23 protein-coding genes are annotated in these 21,991 nt (G+C 69.1%); 16 read left to right on the plus strand and 7 right to left on the minus strand.

Going from position 1 to position 21,991, the window contains the following annotated elements; all coding sequences use genetic code 11:
- Nucleotides 1-113 precede the first annotated feature (113 nt).
- Nucleotides 114-1,796, plus strand: coding sequence for an HNH endonuclease signature motif containing protein (locus BR31_RS0104380; protein WP_027499893.1), 1,683 nt, complete (start codon nt 114-116; stop codon nt 1,794-1,796).
- Here the strand turns inward: BR31_RS0104380 and BR31_RS0104385 are convergent.
- Nucleotides 1,774-2,130 carry a DMT family transporter gene (locus BR31_RS0104385; RefSeq protein WP_027499894.1) on the minus strand — a complete coding sequence of 119 codons (357 nt, stop codon included), beginning with the start codon at nt 2,128-2,130 and terminating at the stop codon, nt 1,774-1,776. The two genes, BR31_RS0104380 and BR31_RS0104385, sit on opposite strands and share 23 nt — an antisense overlap.
- Nucleotides 2,127-2,453 carry a DMT family transporter gene (locus BR31_RS0104390; RefSeq protein ID WP_027499895.1) on the minus strand — a complete coding sequence of 109 codons (327 nt, stop codon included), beginning with the start codon at nt 2,451-2,453 and terminating at the stop codon, nt 2,127-2,129. The genes BR31_RS0104385 and BR31_RS0104390 overlap by 4 nt, the downstream gene beginning before the upstream one ends.
- A 56-nt stretch (nt 2,454-2,509) precedes the next feature.
- On the opposite strand from BR31_RS0104390, the gene BR31_RS0104395 reads away from it, so the two are divergent.
- The 11 genes from BR31_RS0104395 to BR31_RS27390 all read left to right on the plus strand — a co-directional run bounded on the left by BR31_RS0104395 (nt 2,510) and on the right by BR31_RS27390 (nt 15,574).
- A complete protein-coding gene (locus BR31_RS0104395) occupies nt 2,510-3,121 on the plus strand; it encodes a GNAT family N-acetyltransferase (RefSeq protein ID WP_027499896.1) in 612 nt (203 codons plus the stop codon).
- 74 nt (nt 3,122-3,195) lie between these two features.
- Nucleotides 3,196-5,847, plus strand: coding sequence for a valine--tRNA ligase (locus tag BR31_RS0104400; protein WP_442970196.1), 2,652 nt, complete (start codon nt 3,196-3,198; stop codon nt 5,845-5,847).
- Nucleotides 5,844-7,280, plus strand: a complete 1,437-nt coding sequence (gene folC / locus BR31_RS0104405; protein ID WP_027499898.1) for a bifunctional tetrahydrofolate synthase/dihydrofolate synthase — start codon at nt 5,844-5,846, stop codon at nt 7,278-7,280. Before BR31_RS0104400 ends, folC begins: the two co-directional genes overlap by 4 nt.
- Nucleotides 7,277-7,711: a DUF4233 domain-containing protein gene (locus BR31_RS0104410; RefSeq protein WP_027499899.1), complete on the plus strand. Its 435-nt coding sequence runs from the start codon at nt 7,277-7,279 to the stop codon at nt 7,709-7,711. The genes folC and BR31_RS0104410 overlap by 4 nt, the downstream gene beginning before the upstream one ends.
- Before the next feature lie 18 nt (nt 7,712-7,729).
- The gene (gene ndk / locus BR31_RS0104415; RefSeq protein ID WP_027499900.1) at nt 7,730-8,149 is read left to right on the plus strand and encodes a nucleoside-diphosphate kinase; all 420 of its coding nucleotides are present in this window, start codon (nt 7,730-7,732) and stop codon (nt 8,147-8,149) included.
- 425 nt (nt 8,150-8,574) lie between these two features.
- On the plus strand, nt 8,575-11,634 hold the full coding sequence (locus BR31_RS0104420; protein WP_027499901.1) for a translation initiation factor IF-2 N-terminal domain-containing protein: 3,060 nt from the start codon (nt 8,575-8,577) through the stop codon (nt 11,632-11,634).
- Nucleotides 11,635-11,841: 207 nt separating this feature from the next.
- On the plus strand, nt 11,842-12,153 hold the full coding sequence (gene rplU, locus BR31_RS0104425; protein WP_027499902.1) for a 50S ribosomal protein L21: 312 nt from the start codon (nt 11,842-11,844) through the stop codon (nt 12,151-12,153).
- Between the two features lie 43 nt (nt 12,154-12,196).
- Complete coding sequence (rpmA, locus tag BR31_RS0104430) at nt 12,197-12,460, plus strand: 50S ribosomal protein L27 (RefSeq protein WP_027499903.1); 264 nt, start codon at nt 12,197-12,199, stop codon at nt 12,458-12,460.
- 137 nt (nt 12,461-12,597) lie between these two features.
- On the plus strand, nt 12,598-14,058 hold the full coding sequence (obgE, locus tag BR31_RS0104435) for a GTPase ObgE (protein WP_027499904.1): 1,461 nt from the start codon (nt 12,598-12,600) through the stop codon (nt 14,056-14,058).
- Nucleotides 14,058-15,179: a glutamate 5-kinase gene (proB, locus tag BR31_RS0104440; RefSeq protein ID WP_037175539.1), complete on the plus strand. Its 1,122-nt coding sequence runs from the start codon at nt 14,058-14,060 to the stop codon at nt 15,177-15,179. Before obgE ends, proB begins: the two co-directional genes overlap by 1 nt.
- Before the next feature lie 62 nt (nt 15,180-15,241).
- On the plus strand, nt 15,242-15,574 hold the full coding sequence (locus tag BR31_RS27390; RefSeq protein ID WP_156042350.1) for a hypothetical protein: 333 nt from the start codon (nt 15,242-15,244) through the stop codon (nt 15,572-15,574).
- On the opposite strand, the gene BR31_RS0104450 is transcribed toward BR31_RS27390, so the two are convergent.
- Nucleotides 15,547-16,413, minus strand: coding sequence for a Sir2 family NAD-dependent protein deacetylase (locus BR31_RS0104450; protein ID WP_051636953.1), 867 nt, complete (start codon nt 16,411-16,413; stop codon nt 15,547-15,549). The two genes, BR31_RS27390 and BR31_RS0104450, sit on opposite strands and share 28 nt — an antisense overlap.
- A gap of 68 nt (nt 16,414-16,481) precedes the next feature.
- Between BR31_RS0104450 and BR31_RS0104455 the strand changes: the two genes are divergently transcribed.
- Both BR31_RS0104455 and BR31_RS31815 read left to right on the plus strand, forming a co-directional pair.
- Nucleotides 16,482-16,949, plus strand: coding sequence for a VOC family protein (locus BR31_RS0104455; protein ID WP_027499907.1), 468 nt, complete (start codon nt 16,482-16,484; stop codon nt 16,947-16,949).
- A 48-nt stretch (nt 16,950-16,997) separates the two neighbouring features.
- Entirely contained in the window at nt 16,998-17,171 is a 174-nt protein-coding gene (locus tag BR31_RS31815) for a hypothetical protein (RefSeq protein WP_197023550.1), read from the plus strand.
- On the opposite strand, the gene BR31_RS0104465 is transcribed toward BR31_RS31815, so the two are convergent.
- Nucleotides 17,165-18,088 (minus strand): D-isomer specific 2-hydroxyacid dehydrogenase family protein, encoded by a 924-nt coding sequence (locus tag BR31_RS0104465; protein WP_027499908.1) that lies wholly within the window; start codon nt 18,086-18,088, stop codon nt 17,165-17,167. The genes BR31_RS31815 and BR31_RS0104465 overlap by 7 nt on opposite strands.
- Nucleotides 18,089-18,389: 301 nt before the next feature.
- Between BR31_RS0104465 and BR31_RS0104470 the strand changes: the two genes are divergently transcribed.
- The gene (locus BR31_RS0104470; RefSeq protein ID WP_027499909.1) at nt 18,390-19,160 is read left to right on the plus strand and encodes an SDR family NAD(P)-dependent oxidoreductase; all 771 of its coding nucleotides are present in this window, start codon (nt 18,390-18,392) and stop codon (nt 19,158-19,160) included.
- Nucleotides 19,161-19,211: 51 nt separating this feature from the next.
- Nucleotides 19,212-19,640 carry a nuclear transport factor 2 family protein gene (locus tag BR31_RS0104475; protein ID WP_027499910.1) on the plus strand — a complete coding sequence of 143 codons (429 nt, stop codon included), beginning with the start codon at nt 19,212-19,214 and terminating at the stop codon, nt 19,638-19,640.
- Between the two features lie 66 nt (nt 19,641-19,706).
- On the opposite strand, the gene BR31_RS0104480 is transcribed toward BR31_RS0104475, so the two are convergent.
- The 3 genes from BR31_RS0104480 to ectA are packed head-to-tail and all read right to left on the minus strand — an operon-like array spanning nt 19,707 to nt 21,914.
- Nucleotides 19,707-20,105, minus strand: coding sequence for an ectoine synthase (locus tag BR31_RS0104480; protein ID WP_027499911.1), 399 nt, complete (start codon nt 20,103-20,105; stop codon nt 19,707-19,709).
- 13 nt (nt 20,106-20,118) lie between these two features.
- On the minus strand, nt 20,119-21,381 hold the full coding sequence (gene ectB, locus BR31_RS0104485) for a diaminobutyrate--2-oxoglutarate transaminase (protein ID WP_027499912.1): 1,263 nt from the start codon (nt 21,379-21,381) through the stop codon (nt 20,119-20,121).
- Nucleotides 21,378-21,914, minus strand: coding sequence for a diaminobutyrate acetyltransferase (ectA, locus tag BR31_RS0104490; RefSeq protein WP_027499913.1), 537 nt, complete (start codon nt 21,912-21,914; stop codon nt 21,378-21,380). Before ectA ends, ectB begins: the two co-directional genes overlap by 4 nt.
- Nucleotides 21,915-21,991 lie beyond the last annotated feature (77 nt).

Genomic DNA, 21,991 nt, shown 5'->3' on the forward strand with positions numbered 1-21,991 from the left:
CCCGAGGGCGTCGTATCCAAGGTATCGCGGCGTCGGCGTCATCATTCGAATCCAATAGTCCGGAGTTCCGCAAATCCCGTGCGCGCGGGCCGTTCTCGAGTAGAATCGAACATATGTTCTCGCCCCTCTCGGGGGTGATGGACTTGGCTGGTTCGATGGTGACCGATCATGAGCGGTGCCTGCTCGACGCGATCGCCGAGACCTCACGCGCCGAGAATGCGGCGGCAGCCCGGCTGATCGCGCAGATCATGGACTACACCAACTCTCGTGGCACCTTCGACCATCGGGCTCCCGGTGCCGGATTCGATACCGAGCAGGCGGAGCGGTCCGCGATCGCGGAGGTCGCGCTGGCGTTGTCGAGCACCTTCAGATCGGTGTCGTCGCTGATGCGACTCGGGTTCACCCTCGAACGGATGCCCGAGATTCGGGAGGCCTTCGCCGCCGGGGAGGTGTCGCTGGCGAAGATCCGGGTGATCGACGAGCACACCCGTAAGGCCGCCACCGCTGCGGTGCTGCGCCTCGACGCCGACATCCTCTCCGCCGCACGACGACTCGCACCAACCCCGCTCGGAATCGAGATCGACCGGTTGCTGATCGAGGACGACGCCGCCTGGGCGGAACGTACCCGCGACGAGGCCGAGGCCAAGCGCAAGGTTCGCTCCCGCCGCCTACCTCACGGGATGGGTGTGCTGTCGGTGACGTTGACGGCGACCCAGTTGGCGGCGGCCACGGGCCTGATCGTGAAGGTTGCCAAGACGGTGTGCCGGGCCGATCCGCGCCCCCTCGATGTTCGGTGTGCGGACGCGTTCATGGTGCTGATGCGCGGCGGGAGTGTCCTGATCTGCGAATGCGGCGACCGGAATTGCGCGGCCACTCGCAACTGTGAACCCGAAGGCGCGCAGGTCAATCTGAGAATCTCGTGCGGGCTGGAGACGCTGCTCGGTCTCGCCGACAACCCCGCCTACCTCGAGGGCTACGGGTACCTCGATGCCGGGCAGGCCCGCGCCATCGCAGGGGACGCCACCTGGCAGGCCATCATCGACTGCGCCACACAGGCGCTCGACCGCCTGCAACACGAGTTCGGCGACGACGCCGATCGCACTGACAGCGCCGACTGCGTGACCGAATCCGCCGAGATGCCGGGAATGCCGCCCAAGTCGGTCAACGCGGAATCGGGCCACTCGTCAGCCGGCAACAGGGCGGCACCCGAAGCGTACGAACCGGACCCGCCAGATCCAACCGGCCCGCCGGATCCGCGCACTGCCGCGGATGCCGAGACCGAGCCGATTTCCGAAGCCGGCCTGTTGGTGCGCGCGAGCCGGCCCCTGCCCGCGGGCGCAATCGCCCTACCCGCCCGCAAACTTCCACAGCCGGGGATCGTCTCGTCGGCCGATGCCATCGACGGCCTGTGCCGCACCATTCAGAACGACCCCGCAGGGCTCGTCGCAGCGTTCCCGGACGGTCACGGCGGATTCACGCAGCCGCCACCGGGGGCCTTGACCTACCGACCCAGCGACCTACTCGCCGCCGCCATTCGGTTGCGCGATGGCACCTGCCGTCATCCCGACTGCCTGATCGCAGCCGCCGACTGCCAGATCGACCACGTCGTCCCGTTCAGGCGGGGTGACCCGATTCGCGGTGGCTGGACCATCCGCACCAACCTGCAGTGCCTGTGCGTCCTGCACCACCAGTTCAAGACCGCCGGACTCTGGCGTCACGAGATGCTCGCCGGGGCGATCATGCACATCCACAACGCGATCGGACAGCACGCCCTCACCCTCCCCGTCCGGCGGTAGGCGCCGGCTGCTTCATGTTCAGGATCACCACGCCCGCGATGATCAGCGCGAGCCCGAGGAACTTCGCCGCCGATGCCTGTTCGCCGAGGAACGCGATGCCGATCATCGCAACCGTTGCGGTCCCGATCCCGGACCAGAGCGCATACGCCAGGCTCACCGGCAGCGACCGCAGCGCCTGGGCCAGGCAGGCGAATGAGGTGGCGTAGCCGAGCAGAACGGCGATCGTCGGCAACGGCCGACTGAACTCCTCCGTGCTGCCGAGGAACACCGTGGCGAGGATCTCGCAGGTGATCGCCGCGGCGAGGAAGGCCCACGCCCGCCTGCGGTCGCTCATCCGACACCGTCCAGGTTGAGCGCGACCACGCCGGCCACCACCAGGGTGATGCCGAGTATTCGGCCTGCGGACCGGGGTTCGCGCAGGACCAGCATCCCGATCGCGGCGATCGCGGCGGTGCCGACACCTGCCCAGACGGCGTACGCCACACCGACGTCGAGGGTGCGCAGGGTCAGCGACAGGCAGTACAGCGCCACGCCGTACAGGCCGAGGACGACCGCGGTCGGGCCGGGCCGTCGGAAGCCCTCCGTCCGGGTCAGCAGACTCGTCGCGAGTACCTCCGCGCAGATGGCCACCGCCAGGAACATCCATGCCGCCGTCATGCCTACAACGTACGGACCGGCCGGACAGTCGCTCTCCGGGGCGGTAGCGTCACGGCATGGCCGCCGTCACGGTTCGACCCGCCGCCCGCTCCGACGTCGCCGCTGCCGGGGGCGTGCTGGCCGCGGCCTTCGAGGACGACCCGGTCATGGAATGGATGTGGCCGGATATCGGCTCGCGCCGGGCCGGGCTGCCGCGGCTCTTCGAGACGCTCATCCGACACCACCACTTCCCGCTCGGCGGCGTCGAGGTGGCGCTCGCGCCGGACGGGTCCGTGGCCGGGGCCACCATGTGGGACCCGCCGGGACGCTGGCGGCAGTCGGCGCTGAGCCAGTTACGCGCGCTACCCGGACTGATCCGCGCTTTCGGCAACCGGATCATGGTGGGGGCGGAGTTCGCCGGGACGGTCGAGAAGGCACACCCGGAGGAGCCGCACTGGTATCTCAGCACCATCGGTACCGACCCCTCGGCGCGTGGCGCTGGTCACGGCAAAGCGCTGATGAACTCCCGATTGGCCCGGTGCGACGCGGAGCACGCGCCCGCCTATCTGGAGTCGAGCAAGGCGTCGAACGTCCCCTATTACGAGCGATTCGGCTTCGAGGTGACGGGCGAGATCGTCATCCCGAACGGTGGCCCGACGCTGTGGGCGATGTGGCGGGCGCCGCGCTGACCGGACGGCGGTGTCGGGGGAGCCCGCGGGTTCTCTAGAATCACCGGGTGACCAGTGCCGTGCCGCAGGACCCCATGAACCCCGCCGACGCCCTCCCGAAGAGCTGGGACCCCAGCGCGGTAGAGCAGGAATTGTACGAGGGTTGGGTGGACGCCGGCTACTTCACGGCGGACCCGACCAGCGACAAGCCCGGCTACTCGATCGTGCTCCCGCCGCCGAACGTGACCGGCAGCTTGCACATGGGCCACGCCCTCGACCACACCCTGATGGACGTGCTCTCGCGTCGCAAGCGCATGCAGGGCTACGAGGTGCTCTGGCTGCCCGGCATGGACCATGCGGGCATCGCCACCCAGAACGTGGTGGAGAAGCAGCTCGCGGCGGACGGCAAGACGAAGGAAGACTTCGGACGCGAGCTGTTCATCGACAAGGTCTGGGACTGGAAGCGCGAGTCCGGCGGCACCATCGGCGGTCAGATGCGCCGACTCGGCGACGGCGTCGACTGGAGCCGCGACCGGTTCACCATGGACGAGGGCCTCTCGCGCGCCGTCCAGACCATCTTCAAGCGGATGTACGACGCGGGCCTGATCTACCGGGCCGAGCGCCTGGTCAACTGGTCGCCGGTGCTGCAGACCGCCATCTCCGACATCGAGGTCAAGTTCGAGGACGTCGAGGGCGAACTGGTGTCGCTCCGCTACGGCTCGCTCGACGACAACGAGCCGCACGTGATCGTGGCCACCACCCGCGTGGAGACGATGCTGGGCGACACCGCGGTCGCGGTGCACCCCGACGACGAGCGCTACCAGCACCTGCTGGGCACCACCCTCGAGCACCCCATCACCGGGCGGCAGATCCCGATCATCGCCGACGACTACGTCGACCCGGAGTTCGGCACCGGTGCGGTCAAGATCACCCCCGCGCACGACCCCAACGACTTCGAGATGGGCCTGCGGCACAACCTGCCGATGCCCACGATCATGGACAAGACCGGCAAGATCGCCGACACTGGAACGCAGTTCGACGGCATGGACCGGTTCGAGGCCCGCGTGAAGGTGCGTGAGGCACTGGCCGAGCAGGGTCGGGTCGTCGCCGAGAAGCGTCCCTACCTGCACAGCGTCGGACACTCCGAGCGCAGCGGTGAGTCCATCGAGCCTCGGCTCTCGCTGCAGTGGTGGGTCAAGGTCGAGGAGCTCGCCAAGGCGGCGGGCGACGCGGTCCGTAACGGCGACACCACGATTCACCCCGCCAGCCTGGAGCCGCGCTGGTTCGGCTGGGTCGACAACATGCACGACTGGTGCATCTCGCGTCAGCTGTGGTGGGGCCACCGCATCCCGATCTGGTACAGCCCCGAGGGGGAGGTCCGCTGTGTCGGACCCGACGAGACCGCGCCCGAGGGCTGGGAGCAGGACCCCGACGTCCTGGACACCTGGTTCTCGTCCGGGCTGTGGCCGTTCTCGACGATGGGTTGGCCGGAGAAGACCCCGGAACTCGAGAAGTTCTACCCCACAAGCGTTCTCGTCACCGGCTACGACATCCTGTTCTTCTGGGTGGCCCGGATGATGATGTTCGGCACCTTCGTCTCCGAGGACGACGCGATCACCTCGGGCGAGGGTAAGAGCGGTCCGCAGGTGCCGTTCAAGGACGTGTTCCTGCACGGCCTGGTCCGCGACGAGTTCGGCAGGAAGATGTCGAAGTCGAAGGGCAACGGCATCGACCCGCTGGACTGGGTGCGCGAGTTCGGCGCCGATGCGCTGCGCTTCACGCTGGCCCGCGGCGCCAACCCCGGCAGCGACCTCTCCGTCGGTGAGGATCACGCGAAGGCCTCGCGCAGCTTCGCCACGAAGCTGTTCAACGCCACCAAGTTCGCCCTGATGAACGGCGCTGCGCCCGCGCCGCTGCCCGCCGAGCTCAGCGATGCGGACCGCTGGATCCTGGACCGGCTCGAACAGGTCCGGGCGGAGGTCGACGCCGCGTTCGACCGCTACGACTTCGGCAAGGCCTGCGACGCGCTCTACCACTTCGCGTGGGATGAGGTGTGCGACTGGTACCTCGAGCTGGCCAAGGTGCAGTTCGCGGGCCCCGAGGCCGAGGGCACCAAGGCCGTGCTCGGCAACGTCCTCGACGCGCTGCTGCGCATGCTGCACCCGGTGATGCCGTTCGTCACCGAGACCCTCTGGAAGGTGCTGACCGGCGGGGAGTCGGTGGTGATCGCCCAGTGGCCGACCGCGACCGGTGCGAGCGCCGATGCCGTTGCCGCGCAGCGCATCGCGGACGTCCAGCGACTCGTCACCGAGATCCGCAGGTTCCGCAGCGATCAGGGTCTGAACCCCGGTCAGAAGGTGGCGGCGAGGCTCGGCGGGATCGCGGAGGCCGACCTGGACGGCAAGCAGACCGCGGTCGCCTCCCTGGTCAAGCTCACGGACCCGGCAGACGACTTCGCGGCCACCGCGTCGCTGGAGGTGCGGCTCAGCCGCGGCACCGTCACCGTCGAGCTGGACACCTCGGGCACCGTTGACCTGGTCGCCGAGCACAAGCGCCTCGAGAAGGACCTGGCGGCGGCCGAGAAGGAACTCGCGGGCACCGCGGCCAAGCTGTCCAACGAGGCGTTCCTCGGCAAGGCACCGGACAACGTGGTCGACAAGATCCGTGCCAGGCAGACCCTGGCAGCGGAAGAGGTCGAGCGGATCACCGCCCGACTCAAGGACATGGATCTGAAGGGTCAGGCGTGAACGCCGAGACACCCGAGAAGTGGGACGGGGGATCGCAGCCCTCGCCCGTCGATCTGGCCGAGCTCGCGCTCGTCGAGGCAGAACTCGACAAGCGCTGGCCCGAGACCAAGATCGAGCCCTCCACGGCCCGCATCGCGGCCCTGATGGACCTGCTCGGCTCGCCGCAGCACAGCTATCCCGCCATCCACGTCGCGGGCACCAACGGGAAGACCTCGGTCACCCGGATGATCGACGCGCTGATGACGCGCCTGCACCGTCGGGTCGGGCGGACCACCAGCCCGCATCTGCAGCTGGCCACCGAGCGGATCAGCATCGACGGCAGGCCGATCTCGCCGCGCCTGTACGTGGACACCTACCGCGAACTGGCGCCGTACGTCGAGATGATCGACGCGCAGTCCCAGGCGGCTGGTGGCCCCGCGATGAGCAAGTTCGAGGTGCTCACCGCGATGGCGTTCGCGGCCTTCGCTGAGGCGCCGGTGGATGTCGCGGTCGTGGAGACCGGGCTCGGCGGCCGTTGGGACGCAACGAATGTCATCGATGGCCAGGTGGCGGTGATCACGCCCATCGGGCTCGACCACGTCGAGTTCCTCGGCAGTGACATCGCCGGGATCGCCGCCGAGAAGGCCGGGATCATCAAGAAGGCGCCCGAGTCGCTGGTGCCGCGCGACACCGTCGCGATCCTCGCGGAGCAGACCCCGGAGGTGACCGAGGTCCTGCTGCGCCGGGCCGTCGAGGCCGACGCCGCGGTGGCCCGCGAGGGCTCCGAGTTCAAGGTGCTGGCCCGCCGGATCGCCATCGGCGGACAGCAACTGGAACTGCAGGGCCTGTCCGGGGTCTACAGCGACATCTTCCTGCCGCTGCACGGCGAGCATCAGGCCCGCAACGCCTCGCTCGCGCTCGCCGCGGTGGAAGCGTTCTTCGGGGCCGGCGCGGACCGCCAGCTCGACATCGACGCGATCCGTGAGGGCTTCGCCTCGGTGACCAACCCGGGACGCCTCGAGCGGGTGCGCAGCGCGCCGACGGTCTTCCTGGACGCCGCGCACAACCCGCACGGGGCGAAGGCGCTGGCCGCCGCGCTCGTCGCGGAGTTCGACTTCCGCAAGCTGGTCGGCGTCGTCGCGGTGATGGGGGACAAGGACGTGGCCGGGATCCTGACCGCGCTGGAACCGGTGTTCGACGAGATCGTCGTGACGCACAACGGATCGCCGCGCGGCATGGATGTCGAGGAACTCGCCAACCTGGCGGTGGCCCGGTTCGGCGACGAACGCGTGGTCGTGGCGCAGACGCTCCCGGACGCACTCGAGACCGCCATCGGACTGGCCGAGGAGGTCGCCGAGCCCGGTGAGGCAGTATCGGGGGCGGGCGTCGTGGTCACCGGATCGGTGGTCACCGCGGGCATGGCCCGCACCCTGTTCGGAAAGGACCCGGCGTGAGTACACCTGAGGGATCGAGCACACCCGAGGGCGACGCGGAAGGCGGCGCTCAGCGCTTCCGGCCCCCGGTGAGCGACCCGTGGAAGGGTTTCAGGGGAGTGTGCGCAGGCACCCTGATCCTGGAAGCGATCGTGGTGCTGCTGGCGCTGCCGGTGGTGGCGACGGTAGGTGGTGGCGTCACCTGGCTGTCTGGCGTCTACCTGGTCGGACTCGCGGTGTTGATGGTTCTCGGCGGCGGTGTCCAGGGCAAGCCGTGGGCGATGGGGTACAACTTCGCGTTGCAGGCCGCGCTGATCGCCGGCTTCGCGGTGCACCCCGCCATCGGTGCGGTGGGACTGCTGTTCGCTGCCGTGTGGGCCTACCTGCTGTATCTCAAGCGGGACCTCACCGAGCGGATCGAACAGGGTCTGCTTCCGGGCCAGCGAGACTGACCCCTTAAGCTGTCCGCCGTGACTGAGCGGACCCTGGTACTGATCAAGCCCGATGGCGTCGCGCGCCGATTCGTAGGAGAGATCCTCTCCCGTGTCGAGCGCAAAGGGCTGTCCATCACGGCCCTCGAGATGAAGTCCGCGGACGAGGCGCTGGCAGGCCAGCATTACGCCGAGCACCTGGGCAGGCCCTTCTACCCGGGGCTGATCGAGTTCATCACGTCCGGGCCCCTCGTCGCCGCGGTGCTCGAGGGCCCGCGCGCGATCGCGGCGTTCCGGCAGCTCGCGGGCGGCACCGACCCGGTCGAGAAGGCCGTCCCCGGTTCCATCCGCGCAGATCTGGCGTTGGACGGCCAGCAGAACCTGGTCCACGGCTCCGACTCCGTCGAGTCGGCCGAGCGGGAGATCGCGCTCTGGTTCCCCGAGCTCGCCCGCGGCTAGTCCGCATCACCCCCGACCACCCGTAAGAGGTCCGAACACGCCACGCTGGATCGGCGCCGGTGCGCCGTTGGCGTGGTCGGGCCCACCGGTGTGGGATACTGATGGCGGTCGACCCGCGATGTGTTCCATACGGGCCCGATCGGATGACACCACGGTTCGATGCCCGATCATCGCTGCCACGGCGCGCAGGAAATCCCTCGCGATCCCAGGCACGCTGGATGATCAGGCGCACGGACCAGGGAGTACGGCCATCCAGCCAGGCGCCGTGCGAGCTGGCAGTGATTTAACGGGTCACTGCGAGACGTGCGGGGCGAGACCAGACAATCTCATGCCCACCGGTATGAGTACACAATCAGCGCCCTCGCGTGGCCGCTTCACACCCAGGACGACCTGGGTGGACGCGCCCGGGGGTCCGAGGAGACTACGTGGCCGATCAAGCGCCGCCCGAAAATTCACAGACTTCAGCCGCAGCGAATGCGGTGCCGACCTTCCCGGACAAGATTCGGGTGCACGCGCTCGCCAAGCTGCTGGGACTGACCAGCAAGCAGGTGCTCGCCCAGGTCGCCGAGTTCGGTGCCGAGGTGCGCAGCGCGCAGTCCAGCGTTGACCGCGCCCTCGCCGAGCGGGTGCACGCGGCGTTCAACCCGCAGGCCGAGGCGCAACCGGAGGTCGCAGCGGCCGAACCGGCTCCCGCGTCCGAGACGGCGAGGCCGGAAGCCGCGTCCGCGCCCGGCGTGGAGACCGCGGGGCTGTTCACCAACATCGCCGAGCCCGAGGTGCACGTCGTTCCCGACGTCACCCCCGTGTTCCAGGCCCCGCTGTTCCTGCAGCCCGACGCGGCCGCCGCGGAGGCCGCACCCCGGCGTCGCCGCGCCCGCCGCGTGGCAGCGGCGCCGAGCGAGGACGCGCCCATCGAGGTGACCACCGTCGTCGAGCACGAGGAGCGTCACGAGGAGCGTGCGGTCGAGGAGGCCGACACCTCGGTGACCGAGGAGGCCACCGCGGCAGAGGTCGAGTCCGACGAGGACGGCGGCGAGTCGCAGAGCCGTCGCAGGCGTCGTGGTCGTCGCGGTCGTGGTCGCGGCCGGGGCGAGCAGGCCACCGACGAGGAGCAGAACGAGTCCGAGGGAGCGGCCGAGGCCACCGCCGAGGTCACCGAGCAGGCCGAGTCCACCGAGCCGGAGGCCGAGGCCGAGGCGGCCGAGTCCGAGGAGTCGGAGGAGGCAGGCGAGGCCGGAGACGGATCGAGCCGTCGCCGTCGTCGTCGCCGCCGCCGCAAGGGCAGTGGCGATGGTGCGGAGGCAGCCACCGAGGACGACGGCGTCACCACCGTGGTGCACGAGCGCGAGCCGCGCACGAAGGCCCGCGTCAAGGACGAGGTCCAGGGCATCTCGGGCTCGACCCGGCTCGAGGCCAAGCGTCAGCGCCGCCGCGACGGGCGCGACGCCGGCCGTCGCCGCCCGCCGATCCTCACCGAATCGGAGTTCCTGGCGCGCCGCGAGGCCGTCGACCGCGTGATGGTGGTCCGCGAGAAGACCGGCGCGCACGCGGAGGGCCTGACGCAGGTCGCGGTGCTCGAGGACGGCATCCTCGTCGAGCACTTCGTCACCAGCTCGGCGTCCGCGTCGATGGTCGGCAACGTCTACCTCGGTCGTGTCCAGAACGTGCTGCCCTCGATGGAGGCCGCGTTCATCGACATCGGCCGCGGCCGCAACGGCGTGCTGTACGCGGGTGAGGTCAACTGGGAGGCCGCAGGCCTCGGCGGCAACAGCCGCAAGATCGAGCAGGCCCTCAAGCCGGGTGACCAGGTCCTGGTCCAGGTCAGCAAGGATCCGGTCGGGCACAAGGGTGCCCGCCTGACCACGCAGATCTCCCTGGCCGGGCGATTCCTGGTGTACGTGCCCGGCGGCAGCTCGACCGGCATCAGCCGCAAGCTGCCCGACACCGAGCGCAAGCGCCTCAAGGAGATCCTGCGCGAGATCGTGCCGCCGGAGGCGGGTGTCATCATCCGCACCGCGTCGGAGGGCGTGAGCGAGGAAGAGCTGGCCCGCGACGTCAAGCGTCTGCAGACCCAGTGGGACGACATCGAGAAGCAGGCCGCGGCCGCGGACAAGGGCAAGTCGGGCAATCCGAAGGCCCTGTACGAGGAGCCGGACCTGCTGGTCAAGGTCGTCCGTGACCTCTTCAACGAGGACTTCGCCAAGATCGTCATCGAGGGCGAGAAGTCCTGGTCGACGGTCGAGAACTACATCAAGACCGTCGCGCCCGACCTGCTGCCGCGGGTCGAGAAGTACGAGGGCAACGGCGGCCCCGACGTGTTCGAGGCGAAGCGGATCGACGAGCAGCTGGCCAAGGCGCTCGACCGCAAGGTGTGGCTGCCCTCGGGCGGCACCCTGGTGATCGACCGCACCGAGGCGATGACCGTCGTCGACGTCAACACCGGCAAGTTCACCGGCGCGGGCGGCAACCTCGAGGAGACCGTCACCAGGAACAACCTGGAGGCGGCCGAGGAGATCGTGCGTCAGATGCGGCTGCGCGACATCGGCGGCATGATCGTGGTCGACTTCATCGACATGGTGCTCGAGTCGAACCGGGACCTGGTCCTGCGTCGACTGACCGAGGCGCTCGGCCGCGACCGGACCCGCCACCAGGTGTCCGAGGTGACCTCGCTCGGCCTGGTCCAGATGACCCGAAAGAAGCTGGGCACCGGACTGGTCGAGGCGTTCTCCACCAACTGTGAGCACTGCCACGGCCGCGGCATCATCGTGCATGCGGAGCCGGTCGAGGTGCGCACCTCCGAGGACGCCGGACGTTCGGGCGCGCCGAAGGGCGAGTCCGGCGGCCGCAAGAAGCGGGGACGCGACAAGTCCGGCGCCGCGGAGACCGCCGCACCCAAGAACGGACAGGCGCCCGCTGCCGAGGTCGACGCGACGGTCAAGCGCGCCCACCCGGTGGCGCTCGCGATGGCCGCGCATCACCACGACGACGAATCCGCCGAGCACCAGCCGGAGCCTGCCGAGGCCACTGCCGCCACGCCGGAGCCGACGGTGGCCGAGGTCGCCGTCGAACCGGTTGTCGAGGTTGCCGTCGATGTCGGGGCGGAACCGGAGGCGCAGGCCGCGCCGGAGCCCGCTGAGGCCCCAGCCGAGGCCCCCACGAAGGGCAGGCGTCGTTCGCGGCGTGCGTCCCGGGCCACAGCCGCCCCCGCGGCGGAGACCCAGGAGGCCGCTGAGGCCGCCGTGGTCGTGATCGAGGCAGCGCCCGAACCGGCCGAGCCCAAGGTCGTCGAGAAGGCGGTCGTCGAACCCGAGGTCGTCGAGACCAAGGTTGTCGAGCCAGTGGTGGTCGAGCCGGCGAAGGCCGAGGAGACCGCCGTGGCGACGGAACCCGTCAAGGGGGACGGCGCACCCGCCGCGCCCGCTCGTCGGCCTCGTCGTCGGGCCGCGGCCAGGCCCGCGGGACCGCCGGCGGACGTCGACGCCTGACCGACGGCCGGTCGAGGGGAGTCGGAGATCGCCAGTTTGACCCTGCGGTTCTCCATCCCGTAACCTTGACCGGTCGCTACCCGGCGATATGGCTCTGCTGCGCCCGCGAGGGCGGCGGCGGGCCTGCCCGAGGTAGCAAGCACACCAGACCAGTCGCGCGGCTCAAGCCGCGCGAGCACGTTCGAAGAAGCAAGGGGTAGCCCTCCGATGGCAACGTACGCGATCGTCAAGACCGGCGGAAAGCAGTACAAGGTCGCTGTCGGCGACCTCGTCAAGGTCGAGAAGATCGAGGGTGAGCCCGGCACTGCTGTCTCGCTGGCCCCGGTTCTCGTCGTCGACGGTTCCGAGCTGACCACCGACGCCGCCAAGCTGGCCAAGATCACGGTCACCGGCGAGGTCGTCGAGCACACCAAGGGTCCGAAGATCCGCATCCACAAGTTCAAGAACAAGACCGGCTACCACAAGCGTCAGGGCCACCGGCAGAAGCTGACGGTCCTCAAGGTCACCGGCATCAAGTAACTAGCGCTTCTTCAGCTGATTTCACCCGAGGAGGGTCAACAACATGGCACATAAGAAGGGTGCATCCAGCTCCCGTAACGGTCGCGATTCGAACGCCCAGCGACTCGGCGTGAAGCGCTTCGGCGGCCAGTCCGTCAGCGCAGGCGAGATCCTGGTGCGTCAGCGCGGAACCCACTTCCACCCCGGCGTGAACGTCGGCCGTGGCGGCGACGACACCCTGTTCGCGCTCGCCGCAGGTGCGGTCGAGTTCGGCACCAAGCGTGGACGCAAGACCGTCAACATCGTCCCGGCCGCGGCAGAGGCCTGATTCTGCCGCGACTTTCGCCCGATCGTTTCTCGGTCGAGGCGTGACGCGTTCTAAGCTCCCCAATAGGGGCGGGCCAGGGTCTCATACCCGGCCCGCCCCTATTGCTTTTTTCCAGACTGAGGAAGGATCCGGCAGTCATGTCCCGATTCATTGACCGCGTGGTGCTGCACGTCAGCGCCGGAAAAGGCGGCAATGGTTGCGCCTCCGTTCACCGCGAGAAGTTCAAGCCGCTCGGCGGACCGGACGGCGGCAACGGCGGGCGTGGCGGTGACGTGGTGCTCGTCGTCGACGAGAACGTGCACACCCTGCTGGACTTCCACTTCCACCCGCATGCCAAGGCGGGCAACGGCAAGCAGGGCGCAGGCGGCAACCGCGAGGGCGCGAACGGCTCGGATCTGGTCCTGCGCGTGCCGGACGGCACCGTGGTCCTCGACTCCGACGGCAACGTCCTCGCCGACCTGATCGGCACCGGGTCCCGCTTCGACGCGGCCCCCGGCGGCCGCGGCGGCCTCGGCAATGCGGCGCTGTCCTCGAAGGCCCGCAAGGCGCCCGGCTTCGCCCTGCTCGGGGAGGAGGGCGTCGAGCGCGACCTCGTCCTCGAGCTCAAGTCGGTCGCCGATGTCGGACTCGTCGGCTTCCCGTCCGCGGGCAAGTCGTCGCTGGTCTCGGTGCTCTCGGCCGCCAAGCCGAAGATCGCGGACTACCCGTTCACCACGCTGGTGCCGAACCTGGGCGTGGTCTCGAGCGGCGACACCACGTTCACCGTCGCCGACGTGCCGGGACTGATCCCGGGCGCCAGCGAGGGCCGAGGCCTCGGCCTGGACTTCCTGCGGCACATCGAGCGCACCGCCGTGCTCGCGCACGTCGTCGACTGCGCCACCCTCGAGCCGGGCCGTGACCCGGTCTCCGACGTCGACGCGCTCGAGGCCGAACTCGCCGCGTACAAGCCCGCGCTGTCGGGCGACGCGAGCCTCGGCGACCTCGCCGACCGTCCCCGGATCGTCATCCTGAACAAGGCCGACGTCCCCGACGCGGCGGAGCTCGCGGAGATGATCACCCCCGAGTTCGAGGAGCGTGGCTGGCCCGTGTTCACGATCTCGGCGGTCAGTCGGGAAGGGCTGCGCCCGTTGACCTTTGCTCTGGCAAAGATGGTCGAGGAGTACCGTCTCGCGCACCCGAAGGCCGAGCCGAAGCGTCAGATCATCCGCCCGGTTGCCAAGGACGAGACCGGCTTCAGCGTCATCGCCGACCCGGAGACCCCCGGTGGCTTCATCGTCCGCGGTACCCGGCCGGAGCGGTGGATCCGTCAGACCGCGTTCGACAATGACGAAGCCGTCGGCTACCTCGCGGACCGGCTCGCCCGGCTCGGTGTCGAGGACGCGTTGGTCAAGCAGGGCGCCGAGCCCGGTTGCTACGTCACCATCGGCGATGTCAGCTTCGAGTGGGAGCCGCAGACCCCGGCGGGCATCGACTTGACCCGCACCGGCCGCGGCACGGATCCGCGACTCGATCAGGTGGACCGCATCGGCGCAGCCGAACGTAAGCACGCGCACCGGATCCGGCGTGGCCTCGAAGGCCTGGATCCCGAAGAACAGTGATGGACGACGCGGTCCGTTCGCTCTCGGAGACCCGCGCCACCATCGCGACCGCGCGCAGCGTGGTCGTGAAGATCGGGTCCTCCGCGCTCACCAGCATGGAGTCCGGCATCGACCTGCGGGCGCTGAACGCCCTCGCCGACGCGATCGAGGCCAGGATGCGCGCCGGCTCCGACGTCGTGGTGGTGTCCTCCGGCGCGGTCGGGGCCGGCATCGCCCCGCTCGGGCTGACCAAGCGGCCACGGGATCTCGCCACCAAGCAGGCGGCGGCCAGTGTCGGGCAGCTGGCGCTCGCGCATGCCTGGGGCACCTCGTTCGCGCGGTACGGGCGGACCGTCGGGCAGGTGCTGCTCACCGCCGACGACATCGCCCGGCGCACCCAGCACCGCAACGCGCAGAGCACCCTCGACCGGCTCCGTGCCCTCGGTGCAGTCGCGATCGTCAACGAGAACGACACCGTCGCCACCACCGAACTGCGCTTCGGGGACAACGACCGGCTGGCCGCGATGGTCGCGCACCTCGTCGGGGCGGACGCGCTGGTCCTGCTCTCCGACGTCGACGGCCTGTACGACGGCGACCCCCGCAAGGGTGGCGCCACGCTGATCCCCGAGGTGACCAGCCCCGAGGATCTCGACGGCGTTGTCGCCGGCTCCGGGGGAGCGCTCGGCACCGGCGGGATGGCCTCCAAGCTGTCCGCGGCCCGGCTCGCGGCCGACTCCGGTGTGCCGGTGCTGCTCGCCGCGGCCACCGAGGCCGCCGATGCCCTGACCGGCGCAGGCGTCGGCACGGCCTTCGCGGCTCGGCCGACCCGGATGTCGGCGCGCAAGTTCTGGGTGCGGCATGCTGCCGACACCAGGGGCGGGCTGCATCTCGATGCGGGTGCGGTGCGGGCGGTGGTCGACCGGCGGCGGTCGTTGCTGCCCGCCGGGATCACCGGTGTCGACGGCCGGTTCTACGGCGGGGACGTGGTGTCGCTGTTCGGTCCCGACGGTTCGCCGGTCGCGCGCGGTGTGGTGGCGTACGACTCGACCGAGCTCGGCGAGATGCTGGGCCGGTCAACGGTCGAGCTGCCGTCCGAGCTTCAGCGGCCCGTTGTGCACGCCGACGATCTCGTGCGGCTGTAACGCCTGCCCCCTCGAAACGGACAAACAGACTGTCCGGTATTCAGATGGGGAGGCGAAATCGCATGAGGGGCTTGATGGTGGCGGCGGCGGGGATCGTGGCGATCGGGTTGGGGACGGTGCTTGCGCCGACGGCGGCAGCGGTGGGCGGTCCAGGGGAGTACTCGCGGTGCGAGTCGTTCCGGGCGCCGTGGGACCCGCAGGCCTGGATCCGTGACGGTGCGAGCGACAAGATCGTGCTCAGCCCGTTCGGTGCGGGCGAGGTGTACTGCACCTCCTGGCACGGGATGACCGGCGGGTATCAGGTCGACCCGTGGGGGAACAAGCATTGGCTGGACACCCCGTGGCTGGGGCCGCTGACGAACAAGATCTACGTCTGGAACCCCGAGACCTTCTGATCGTCGAGGGCGGTCAGGACCTCCGAGCAGCCGGCATCCAGTTTGAGTGTCGCGAACTCGTCGCCCCTGGTCGGACCCCGGTTGACGATGACAACCGGGGTGCCGTCCTTGGCGGCGCGGCGGACGAAGCGCAGGCCGGACATGACGGTCAGCGAGGACCCGAGCACCAGCAGTAGCTCGCACTCGGCGACCATCGCGAACGCCGCCTCGACCCGGGGTTTGGGCACGCTCTCGCCGAAGTAGACGATGTCCGGTTTCAGGATCCCGCCGCAGTGCTCGCAGTTGACCATCACGAAGTGTGCGGTCTCCTCGATCACCGCGTCGGCATCGGGCGCGATCTCGACTCCCGTTGCCGCGGAGACGGATTCGGCGAACCCAGGATTCGCGGCATCGAGCCGCTGCGCGAGGGTGAACCGCGAGATCAGGGCTTCGCACCCCATGCACCGCACCTGTGCGTAGCTGCCGTGCAGGTCGATGACCCTCCTGCTGCCCGCCTTGGTGTGCAGCAGGTCCACGTTCTGGGTCAGCACGCCGCAGACCACGCCCGCCCGTTCCAGTCCGGCGAGCGCGCGGTGGCCGGCATTGGGGCGCGAGGCGTCCATGTGTCGCCAGCCGAGGTGATTGCGGGCCCAGTAGTGCCTGCGGAACGCGGCGTCGCCCATGAACTGCTGGAAGGTCATCGGGGTGCGCGGAGGGGAGTCGGGACCCCGGTAGTCCGGGATGCCCGAGTCGGTGGACATCCCCGCGCCGGTCAGAGCGACCACCCGGCGGCCGCCCACCAGGTCGGCCAGGCGCGCACTGTCCTCGCCTGCCGGGGTCTCGAGTGGGGGAGCGGACATGGCTTCCAGGCTAACCGTGTCGTGAATGTTCAATCCCGCATCGGGTGCCTCGCTCGACACTGGTCGGCATGAGCACAGTGAACCCAATCCCCGCCGGATACCGGACCCTCACGCCCTATCTCGCCGTCAAGGACGGCCAGGCGGCGCTGGACTTCTACCGTCGCGGCCTCGGTGCCGAGGTCGTGGACGCGATGAACGCCCCCGACGGCGGCCTGATGCACGCCGAGCTGCGGATCGGCGACTCGATGCTGCAGCTGTCCGATGACATGCCCGATTACGGACTCAAGGCGCCCGAGCAGGGCTGGGTGCACAGCTCGGTGGTGGTGTACGTCGACGACACCGACGCGTTCGTGGACCGGGCGGTTCGCGCGGGCGCCACCCTCGTCAGCGCCGTCGCGGACACGTTCTCCGGCGACCGGCACGGGGTCTTCCTCGATCCGTTCGGGCATCGGTGGGCGGTCTGCACGAAGATCGAGGACGTGCCAGCCGAGGAGGTGGCCCGGCGCGCCCGTGAGCTGTTCTACCCGGCGGAATGACCATGGGGATCCGGGCGGACCCGGAGCGTCGCGAGTACGGTCGATCGCATGGGTGTTATCGGTGAGATGTTCCCGGGGAAGAAGCTGGAGAACGACGACAGTCAGGACGGCGGCGGGCAGACGTATCAGCCGCGCCTCGACCTCGACCTGGATGCGGGCGTGATCCGGGTGTCGCCCGCGAAGCCCGCCCTCACCCCGGACGAGGAGTCAGGGGCTCAGTAACCCGCGACCGGGTCGATCCGTGCCAGCAGCTCCTCGCCGGCCACGAAGCGTCGTACGTTCATCGCGACGTGGTCGGCGAAGGCGGGCGGCCGGACCGACGGCGGGTTCGAGCAGTGCGGGGTGATGATCGCGTTCGGCAGGGTCCACAGCGGATGCCCGTCCGGCAGTGGCTCGGGGTCGGTGACATCGAGCCCGGCGCCGCCGATCGCCTTGTCCCGGAGCGCCTTCACGAGGGCGTCGGTGTCGACGAGGGAGCCCCGTGCCACATTGATCACCCACGAGTGGGCGCCCAGCCGGGCCAGTTGCTCGGCGCCGACGAGGTGCCGTGTCCTGGCCGTCGCGGGCGCCGCGACCACGACGTGATCGGTGCGGTCCCAGACCTCGTCGGTGCGGTCGGCTGGCAGGGTCTCGGCGGCGCCGGGAACCGCCCGCCCCGAGCGGGTGACCGCGAGCACCCTCGCGCCGACCGAGCTGAGCATCGGGATCAGCGCGCGCCCGATGCCTCCCGCGCCGACGATCGCCACCGTGCTCCCGCGCAGCGTTCCGACCTTGCCGAAGAACTCCTGCTGCCGCCAGCTGGTGGCGGCGAGTTGCTCGGGCAGTGCCCGGACCCCGGCCAGCAGCAGCGCGAAGGCGTGCTCGGCGACGGTCGCGGAGAACGCGCCGGCGGCCGAGGTGAACACGACCCGTGGGTGGCGGGCGATGATCCCGGCCGCGAACCAGTCCTCGACCCCGGCGGAGTACAGCTGCACCCACCGGACCGACTCCGGCAGCTCGTCGGGGAACCGGTCGGGGTCCGCCGCCCAGACCAGTGCCTGCGCGTCGACCATCGGCGCCCATTCGCCTCCGCCCGAGGCGATGGCCTCCATCAGCAGGGGGTCGGCGTGGGGGCCGAGGGCGATGGGCACGGGCGTCATGTCGGTCTCCTCGGGGCCTGGTTTCGTCATGGTGTTCGCCAATAGTGGCATGTATTGGGCGGCAGGTGGTTTGGTCAGGTCGACCGCTGAGTTCCCGCTGGGCGGAACCTTCCCCGAGGCCCGCGAGGCACGAAACCGCAGCGTGACGTCCTCGGTCGGGTAGCCGTCGACGTCGATACCAACCAAATGCTTGCTTGTCCGTCTGTGGTGGGGTACCAACTACTCAGGCCACGTCGGGACGCGCATCAGCACAGTGGGGCGTCCCAGTGCATCGTTCGACAACTCCCCGAGGAGGGACTACGTGGAAGATTTCAGCCATCGTTCTGGAGCCGCGCTGGTGCTCGGTGCCAGTGGCGGACTGGGGAAGGCGACTGCTCGGATGTTCATCGAGCGCGGTAGCGACGTCGCGCTGACCTACTTCCGTTCGCACAGTGCGCTCGACGAGGTCCTCGCCGCCGCGCGTACGCACGGTCGGGGGGCGAAGACCTGGCAGCTCGACCTGTCCGACGCCGCCTCGGCTTCCGAGGTCGTGGCGCAGGCAGCGGCGGAGTTCGGTGGAATACACACTCTCGTCTACGCGGCGGGCCCGCACGTGCCGATGCGGCACCTGAGCAAGGTCGATCCGGTCGACTTCAAGCGCCAGGTGGTCGACGACGTCGCCGGTTTCTTCAACGCGACTCACGCCGCACTGCCGCATCTGCGGGAAACCAGGGGGAGTGTCGTCGCAATCACCAGCGCGGGGACCGCACGTTATCCGGTTCGGGACGGGATGTCGGTCGGACCCAAGGGCGCCGTCGAGGCACTCGTCCGGGGAATCGCGGCCGAGGAAGGACGATACGGCGTCCGAGCGAACTGCGTCGGGCCCGGAATGACCACTGACGGGATGGCCGCGAGGCTCATCGGGAACGGCGAGCTGGACGATCACGCTTTGGACGTCGCGAGGGGGCGCATACCCTTGGGGACATTCGGAGATGCCGACGACATCGCTGAGGCAGTCTGTTTCCTTGCGTCCGATCGCGCCGACTTCATCAGCGGGCAAAAACTCGATGTCGATGGGGGATACGGCGTGTGAGCCTGACACCCTGCCCACCGGAACCGAGTTTCTTCGAGCGAGGAGTGATCGATGGCAACTGAGTGCCCGTCCGAGGTGATCCGTTCGCTGGTTGCGCGGATTGCTCATCTGGCCGACGAGGGATCGATCGACGAGTACATCCAGCTTTTCACGGACGACGCGGTCTGGGAGATGAAGAGCGCAGGCCCGAGCGTCGCGATTGCACCCCAGATCGTCGAGGGCAGGCACGCGATCGCGGCGAGTGCCGGCGGTCGACGGGCCGACGGGATCGCCGGTCCCGGCACCGCGACACGGCACGTGACCAGCTGTGTGTCCATAGCGTTCGATTCCGAGGATTCCGCCCGCGTGCAGTCGGTCTGGCAGTTCTTCGTCGACACCACCACCGCGCCGAGACTCTCGAGCATGGGGACCTACCGCGATGTTTTCCGGAAGGTCAACGACTGCTGGCTCCTGGCCGAGCGCTCGATCACGCCCGGCTGAGCCGCCCGTGCGCGGTTGACGTGTCCCTGCACTCGTCAACCGCGCACGGGCGCGGAGCGCCTGCGGCTAGCCGGGGATCTCGATCAGCGGATAGACGCCGTTCTCGTCATGGACCTCGCGACCGGTGACCGGGGGGTTGAACACGCACAGCATGCGCATCTCGGTGACCGGCTCGACCCGGTGTCGCTCGTGGCCGTCGAGCAGGTACATCGAGCCGGGGCCGAGCTGGTGGACGACGCCGTTGTCCAGGTCAGTGAGGATGCCGTCGCCCTCGATCAGCCAGACCGCCTCGACGTGATTGGCGTAGTGGAACTCGTTGACGGATCCGGCCCGAATCGTGGTCTCGTGGAACGAGAATCCGACGCGATCCGCGCCGAGCACGATGCGTTTGCTGCGCCAGTTCCCATCGGCGCTGGTGATGTCGCGCTCGGTGCCGGTGATCTCTTCGGTGGTGCGGACGATCATCTTCGGTCCCTCCTCAGGCACAGACCTTGGCGGTGGCCTCGGCGAGAATGCTCAGGCCGTGGTCGAGTTCGGCATCGGTGATCGTCAGCGGCGGCAGGAGCTTGACCACCTCGTCGGAGGGGCCGGAGGTCTCGGCCAGCAGGCCCTCGTCGAACGCGAGCCCGCACACCTTGACCGCCCTGCCCGGATCGTCGAACACCAGGCCCTGGACCATGCCGCGGCCGCGGGTGCTCACCCCGTCGAACTGGTCCGACAGGTTGGCGAAGATCTGCGCGATGCGCTTGCCCTTGGCGGCGGTGGAGCGCTCCAGCGTGTCGTCGGTCCAGTACTGCTCGATCGCGGCCGTCGCCGTCACGAATGCGGGGTTGTTCCCGCGGAAGGTGCCGTTGTGCTCGCCGGGCGCCCATACGTCGAGTTCGGGCCGCATCAGGGTCAGGGCCATCGGCAGGCCGTAGCCGCCGATCGACTTCGACAGCGTGACGATGTCCGGCGTGATCCCCGCGATCTCGAAGGAGAAGAACGGCCCGGTTCGCCCGCAGCCCATCTGGACGTCGTCCACGATGAGCAGGATGTCCCGGCTCCGGCAGAGTTCGGCGAGCGCACGCAGCCACTCCGGTCGCGCGACGTTCACCCCGCCCTCACCCTGCACGGTCTCCACGATGACCGCGGCAGGACGGTTCAGTCCACTGCCGGAATCGTCCAGCACGCGCTCGAACCAGTGGAAATCCTCGGTGGCGCCGTCGAAGTAGTTGTCGAAGGGCATCGGCGTGGCGTGTACCAGCGGAACCCCCGCACCCGCGCGCTTCATCGAGTTGCCGGTGACCGACAGTGCGCCAAGGGTCATGCCGTGAAAGGCGTTGGTGAAGTTGATGATCGACTCTCGGCCGGTGACCTTCCTGGCCAGCTTGAGCGCCGCCTCGACGGTGTTCGCGCCGGTCGGCCCGGGGAACTGGACCTTGTAGTCGAGCCCGCGCGGTTCGAGGATGTGCCGCTGGAAGCTCTCGAGGAACTGCCGCTTCGCCACGGTGGACATGTCGAGGCTGTGGGTGATGCCGTCGCCGACGATGTAGTCGACGAGCGCCTGCTTGAGTACGGGGTTGTTGTGGCCGTAGTTCAGCGCGCCCGCACCCGCGAAGAAGTCCAGGTAGTCGCGGCCGTCCTCGGCGCGCATCCAGGAGCCGGACGCGGAGCTGAACACGGTCGGCCAGCTCCGGCTGTAGCTGCGGACCTCGGACTCGAGGGTGGCAAAGATGCTGTTGTCTTCCAGGGTGGTCATCGCTCTCCTCCGGTGGTGTCATCGCCGATGATGTAGAGCTCTTCGGATTCGTGCTGATCGGGAAAATGCTTGTTGGTGAACAGTTCTCGCTTGGTGAGGTCGGCGTATCGCATCCGAGCCACCGATGAGAACAGGGCTCGGGACGCCTCGTTGCCCGGACTGATCGTGGTCTCGAGTCTGGTCACGCCCTGGAGGGCGAGGTGATCGAGCAGGGCGTTCAGCATCGCCGCGGCCACTCCGCGGCCGCGCAGCGATTCGTCGACCGCCACCTGCCAGACGAAGACCGTCCGGGGATCTTCCGGTCGGACGAAACCGGTGACGAAACCGCCGACGCGGCCGTCCTGTTCCGCGACCACGGATGTGTCACGGAAATCCCTGCACCACAACAGGTATGCATAGCTTGAGTTCAGATCGAGCACCTGCGAATCGCGGGCAATCTCCCACATCCGCACGGCGTCATCGATATCGGGCTGCCTTGTCGTCACCGCTCCGGGAGCGGTGGTCGGGGTCGCACTCTCTGTAACGGGGCTCATCTGTCGAACGAACGTAACAATGGGCGCAACGGATTACAGCTACCCCGGGCGATTCCGCATGCGCTGACCCCGCTCCC

The sequence above is a fragment of the Rhodococcus sp. UNC363MFTsu5.1 genome, assembly GCF_000686785.1.
Classification (GTDB): Bacteria; Actinomycetota; Actinomycetes; order Mycobacteriales; family Mycobacteriaceae; genus Rhodococcus_G; species Rhodococcus_G maanshanensis.

Coding starts and splice junctions, on each gene's coding strand:
- BR31_RS0104400 (WP_442970196.1), top strand. CDS start 3,196: ATGAACCCCGCCGACGCCCTCCCGAAGAGCTGGGACCCCAGCGCGGTA.
- ectA (WP_027499913.1), bottom strand. CDS start 21,914: ATGAGCCCCGTTACAGAGAGTGCGACCCCGACCACCGCTCCCGGAGCG.
- BR31_RS0104390 (WP_027499895.1), bottom strand. CDS start 2,453: ATGACGGCGGCATGGATGTTCCTGGCGGTGGCCATCTGCGCGGAGGTA.
- obgE (WP_027499904.1), top strand. CDS start 12,598: ATGTCCCGATTCATTGACCGCGTGGTGCTGCACGTCAGCGCCGGAAAA.
- BR31_RS0104465 (WP_027499908.1), bottom strand. CDS start 18,088: ATGACGCCCGTGCCCATCGCCCTCGGCCCCCACGCCGACCCCCTGCTG.
- BR31_RS0104380 (WP_027499893.1), top strand. CDS start 114: ATGTTCTCGCCCCTCTCGGGGGTGATGGACTTGGCTGGTTCGATGGTG.
- proB (WP_037175539.1), top strand. CDS start 14,058: ATGGACGACGCGGTCCGTTCGCTCTCGGAGACCCGCGCCACCATCGCG.
- rplU (WP_027499902.1), top strand. CDS start 11,842: ATGGCAACGTACGCGATCGTCAAGACCGGCGGAAAGCAGTACAAGGTC.
- BR31_RS27390 (WP_156042350.1), top strand. CDS start 15,242: ATGAGGGGCTTGATGGTGGCGGCGGCGGGGATCGTGGCGATCGGGTTG.
- BR31_RS0104385 (WP_027499894.1), bottom strand. CDS start 2,130: ATGAGCGACCGCAGGCGGGCGTGGGCCTTCCTCGCCGCGGCGATCACC.
- BR31_RS0104475 (WP_027499910.1), top strand. CDS start 19,212: ATGGCAACTGAGTGCCCGTCCGAGGTGATCCGTTCGCTGGTTGCGCGG.
- rpmA (WP_027499903.1), top strand. CDS start 12,197: ATGGCACATAAGAAGGGTGCATCCAGCTCCCGTAACGGTCGCGATTCG.
- BR31_RS0104480 (WP_027499911.1), bottom strand. CDS start 20,105: ATGATCGTCCGCACCACCGAAGAGATCACCGGCACCGAGCGCGACATC.
- BR31_RS0104455 (WP_027499907.1), top strand. CDS start 16,482: ATGAGCACAGTGAACCCAATCCCCGCCGGATACCGGACCCTCACGCCC.
- BR31_RS0104450 (WP_051636953.1), bottom strand. CDS start 16,413: ATGTCCGCTCCCCCACTCGAGACCCCGGCAGGCGAGGACAGTGCGCGC.
- ectB (WP_027499912.1), bottom strand. CDS start 21,381: ATGACCACCCTGGAAGACAACAGCATCTTTGCCACCCTCGAGTCCGAG.
- BR31_RS31815 (WP_197023550.1), top strand. CDS start 16,998: ATGGGTGTTATCGGTGAGATGTTCCCGGGGAAGAAGCTGGAGAACGAC.
- BR31_RS0104395 (WP_027499896.1), top strand. CDS start 2,510: ATGGCCGCCGTCACGGTTCGACCCGCCGCCCGCTCCGACGTCGCCGCT.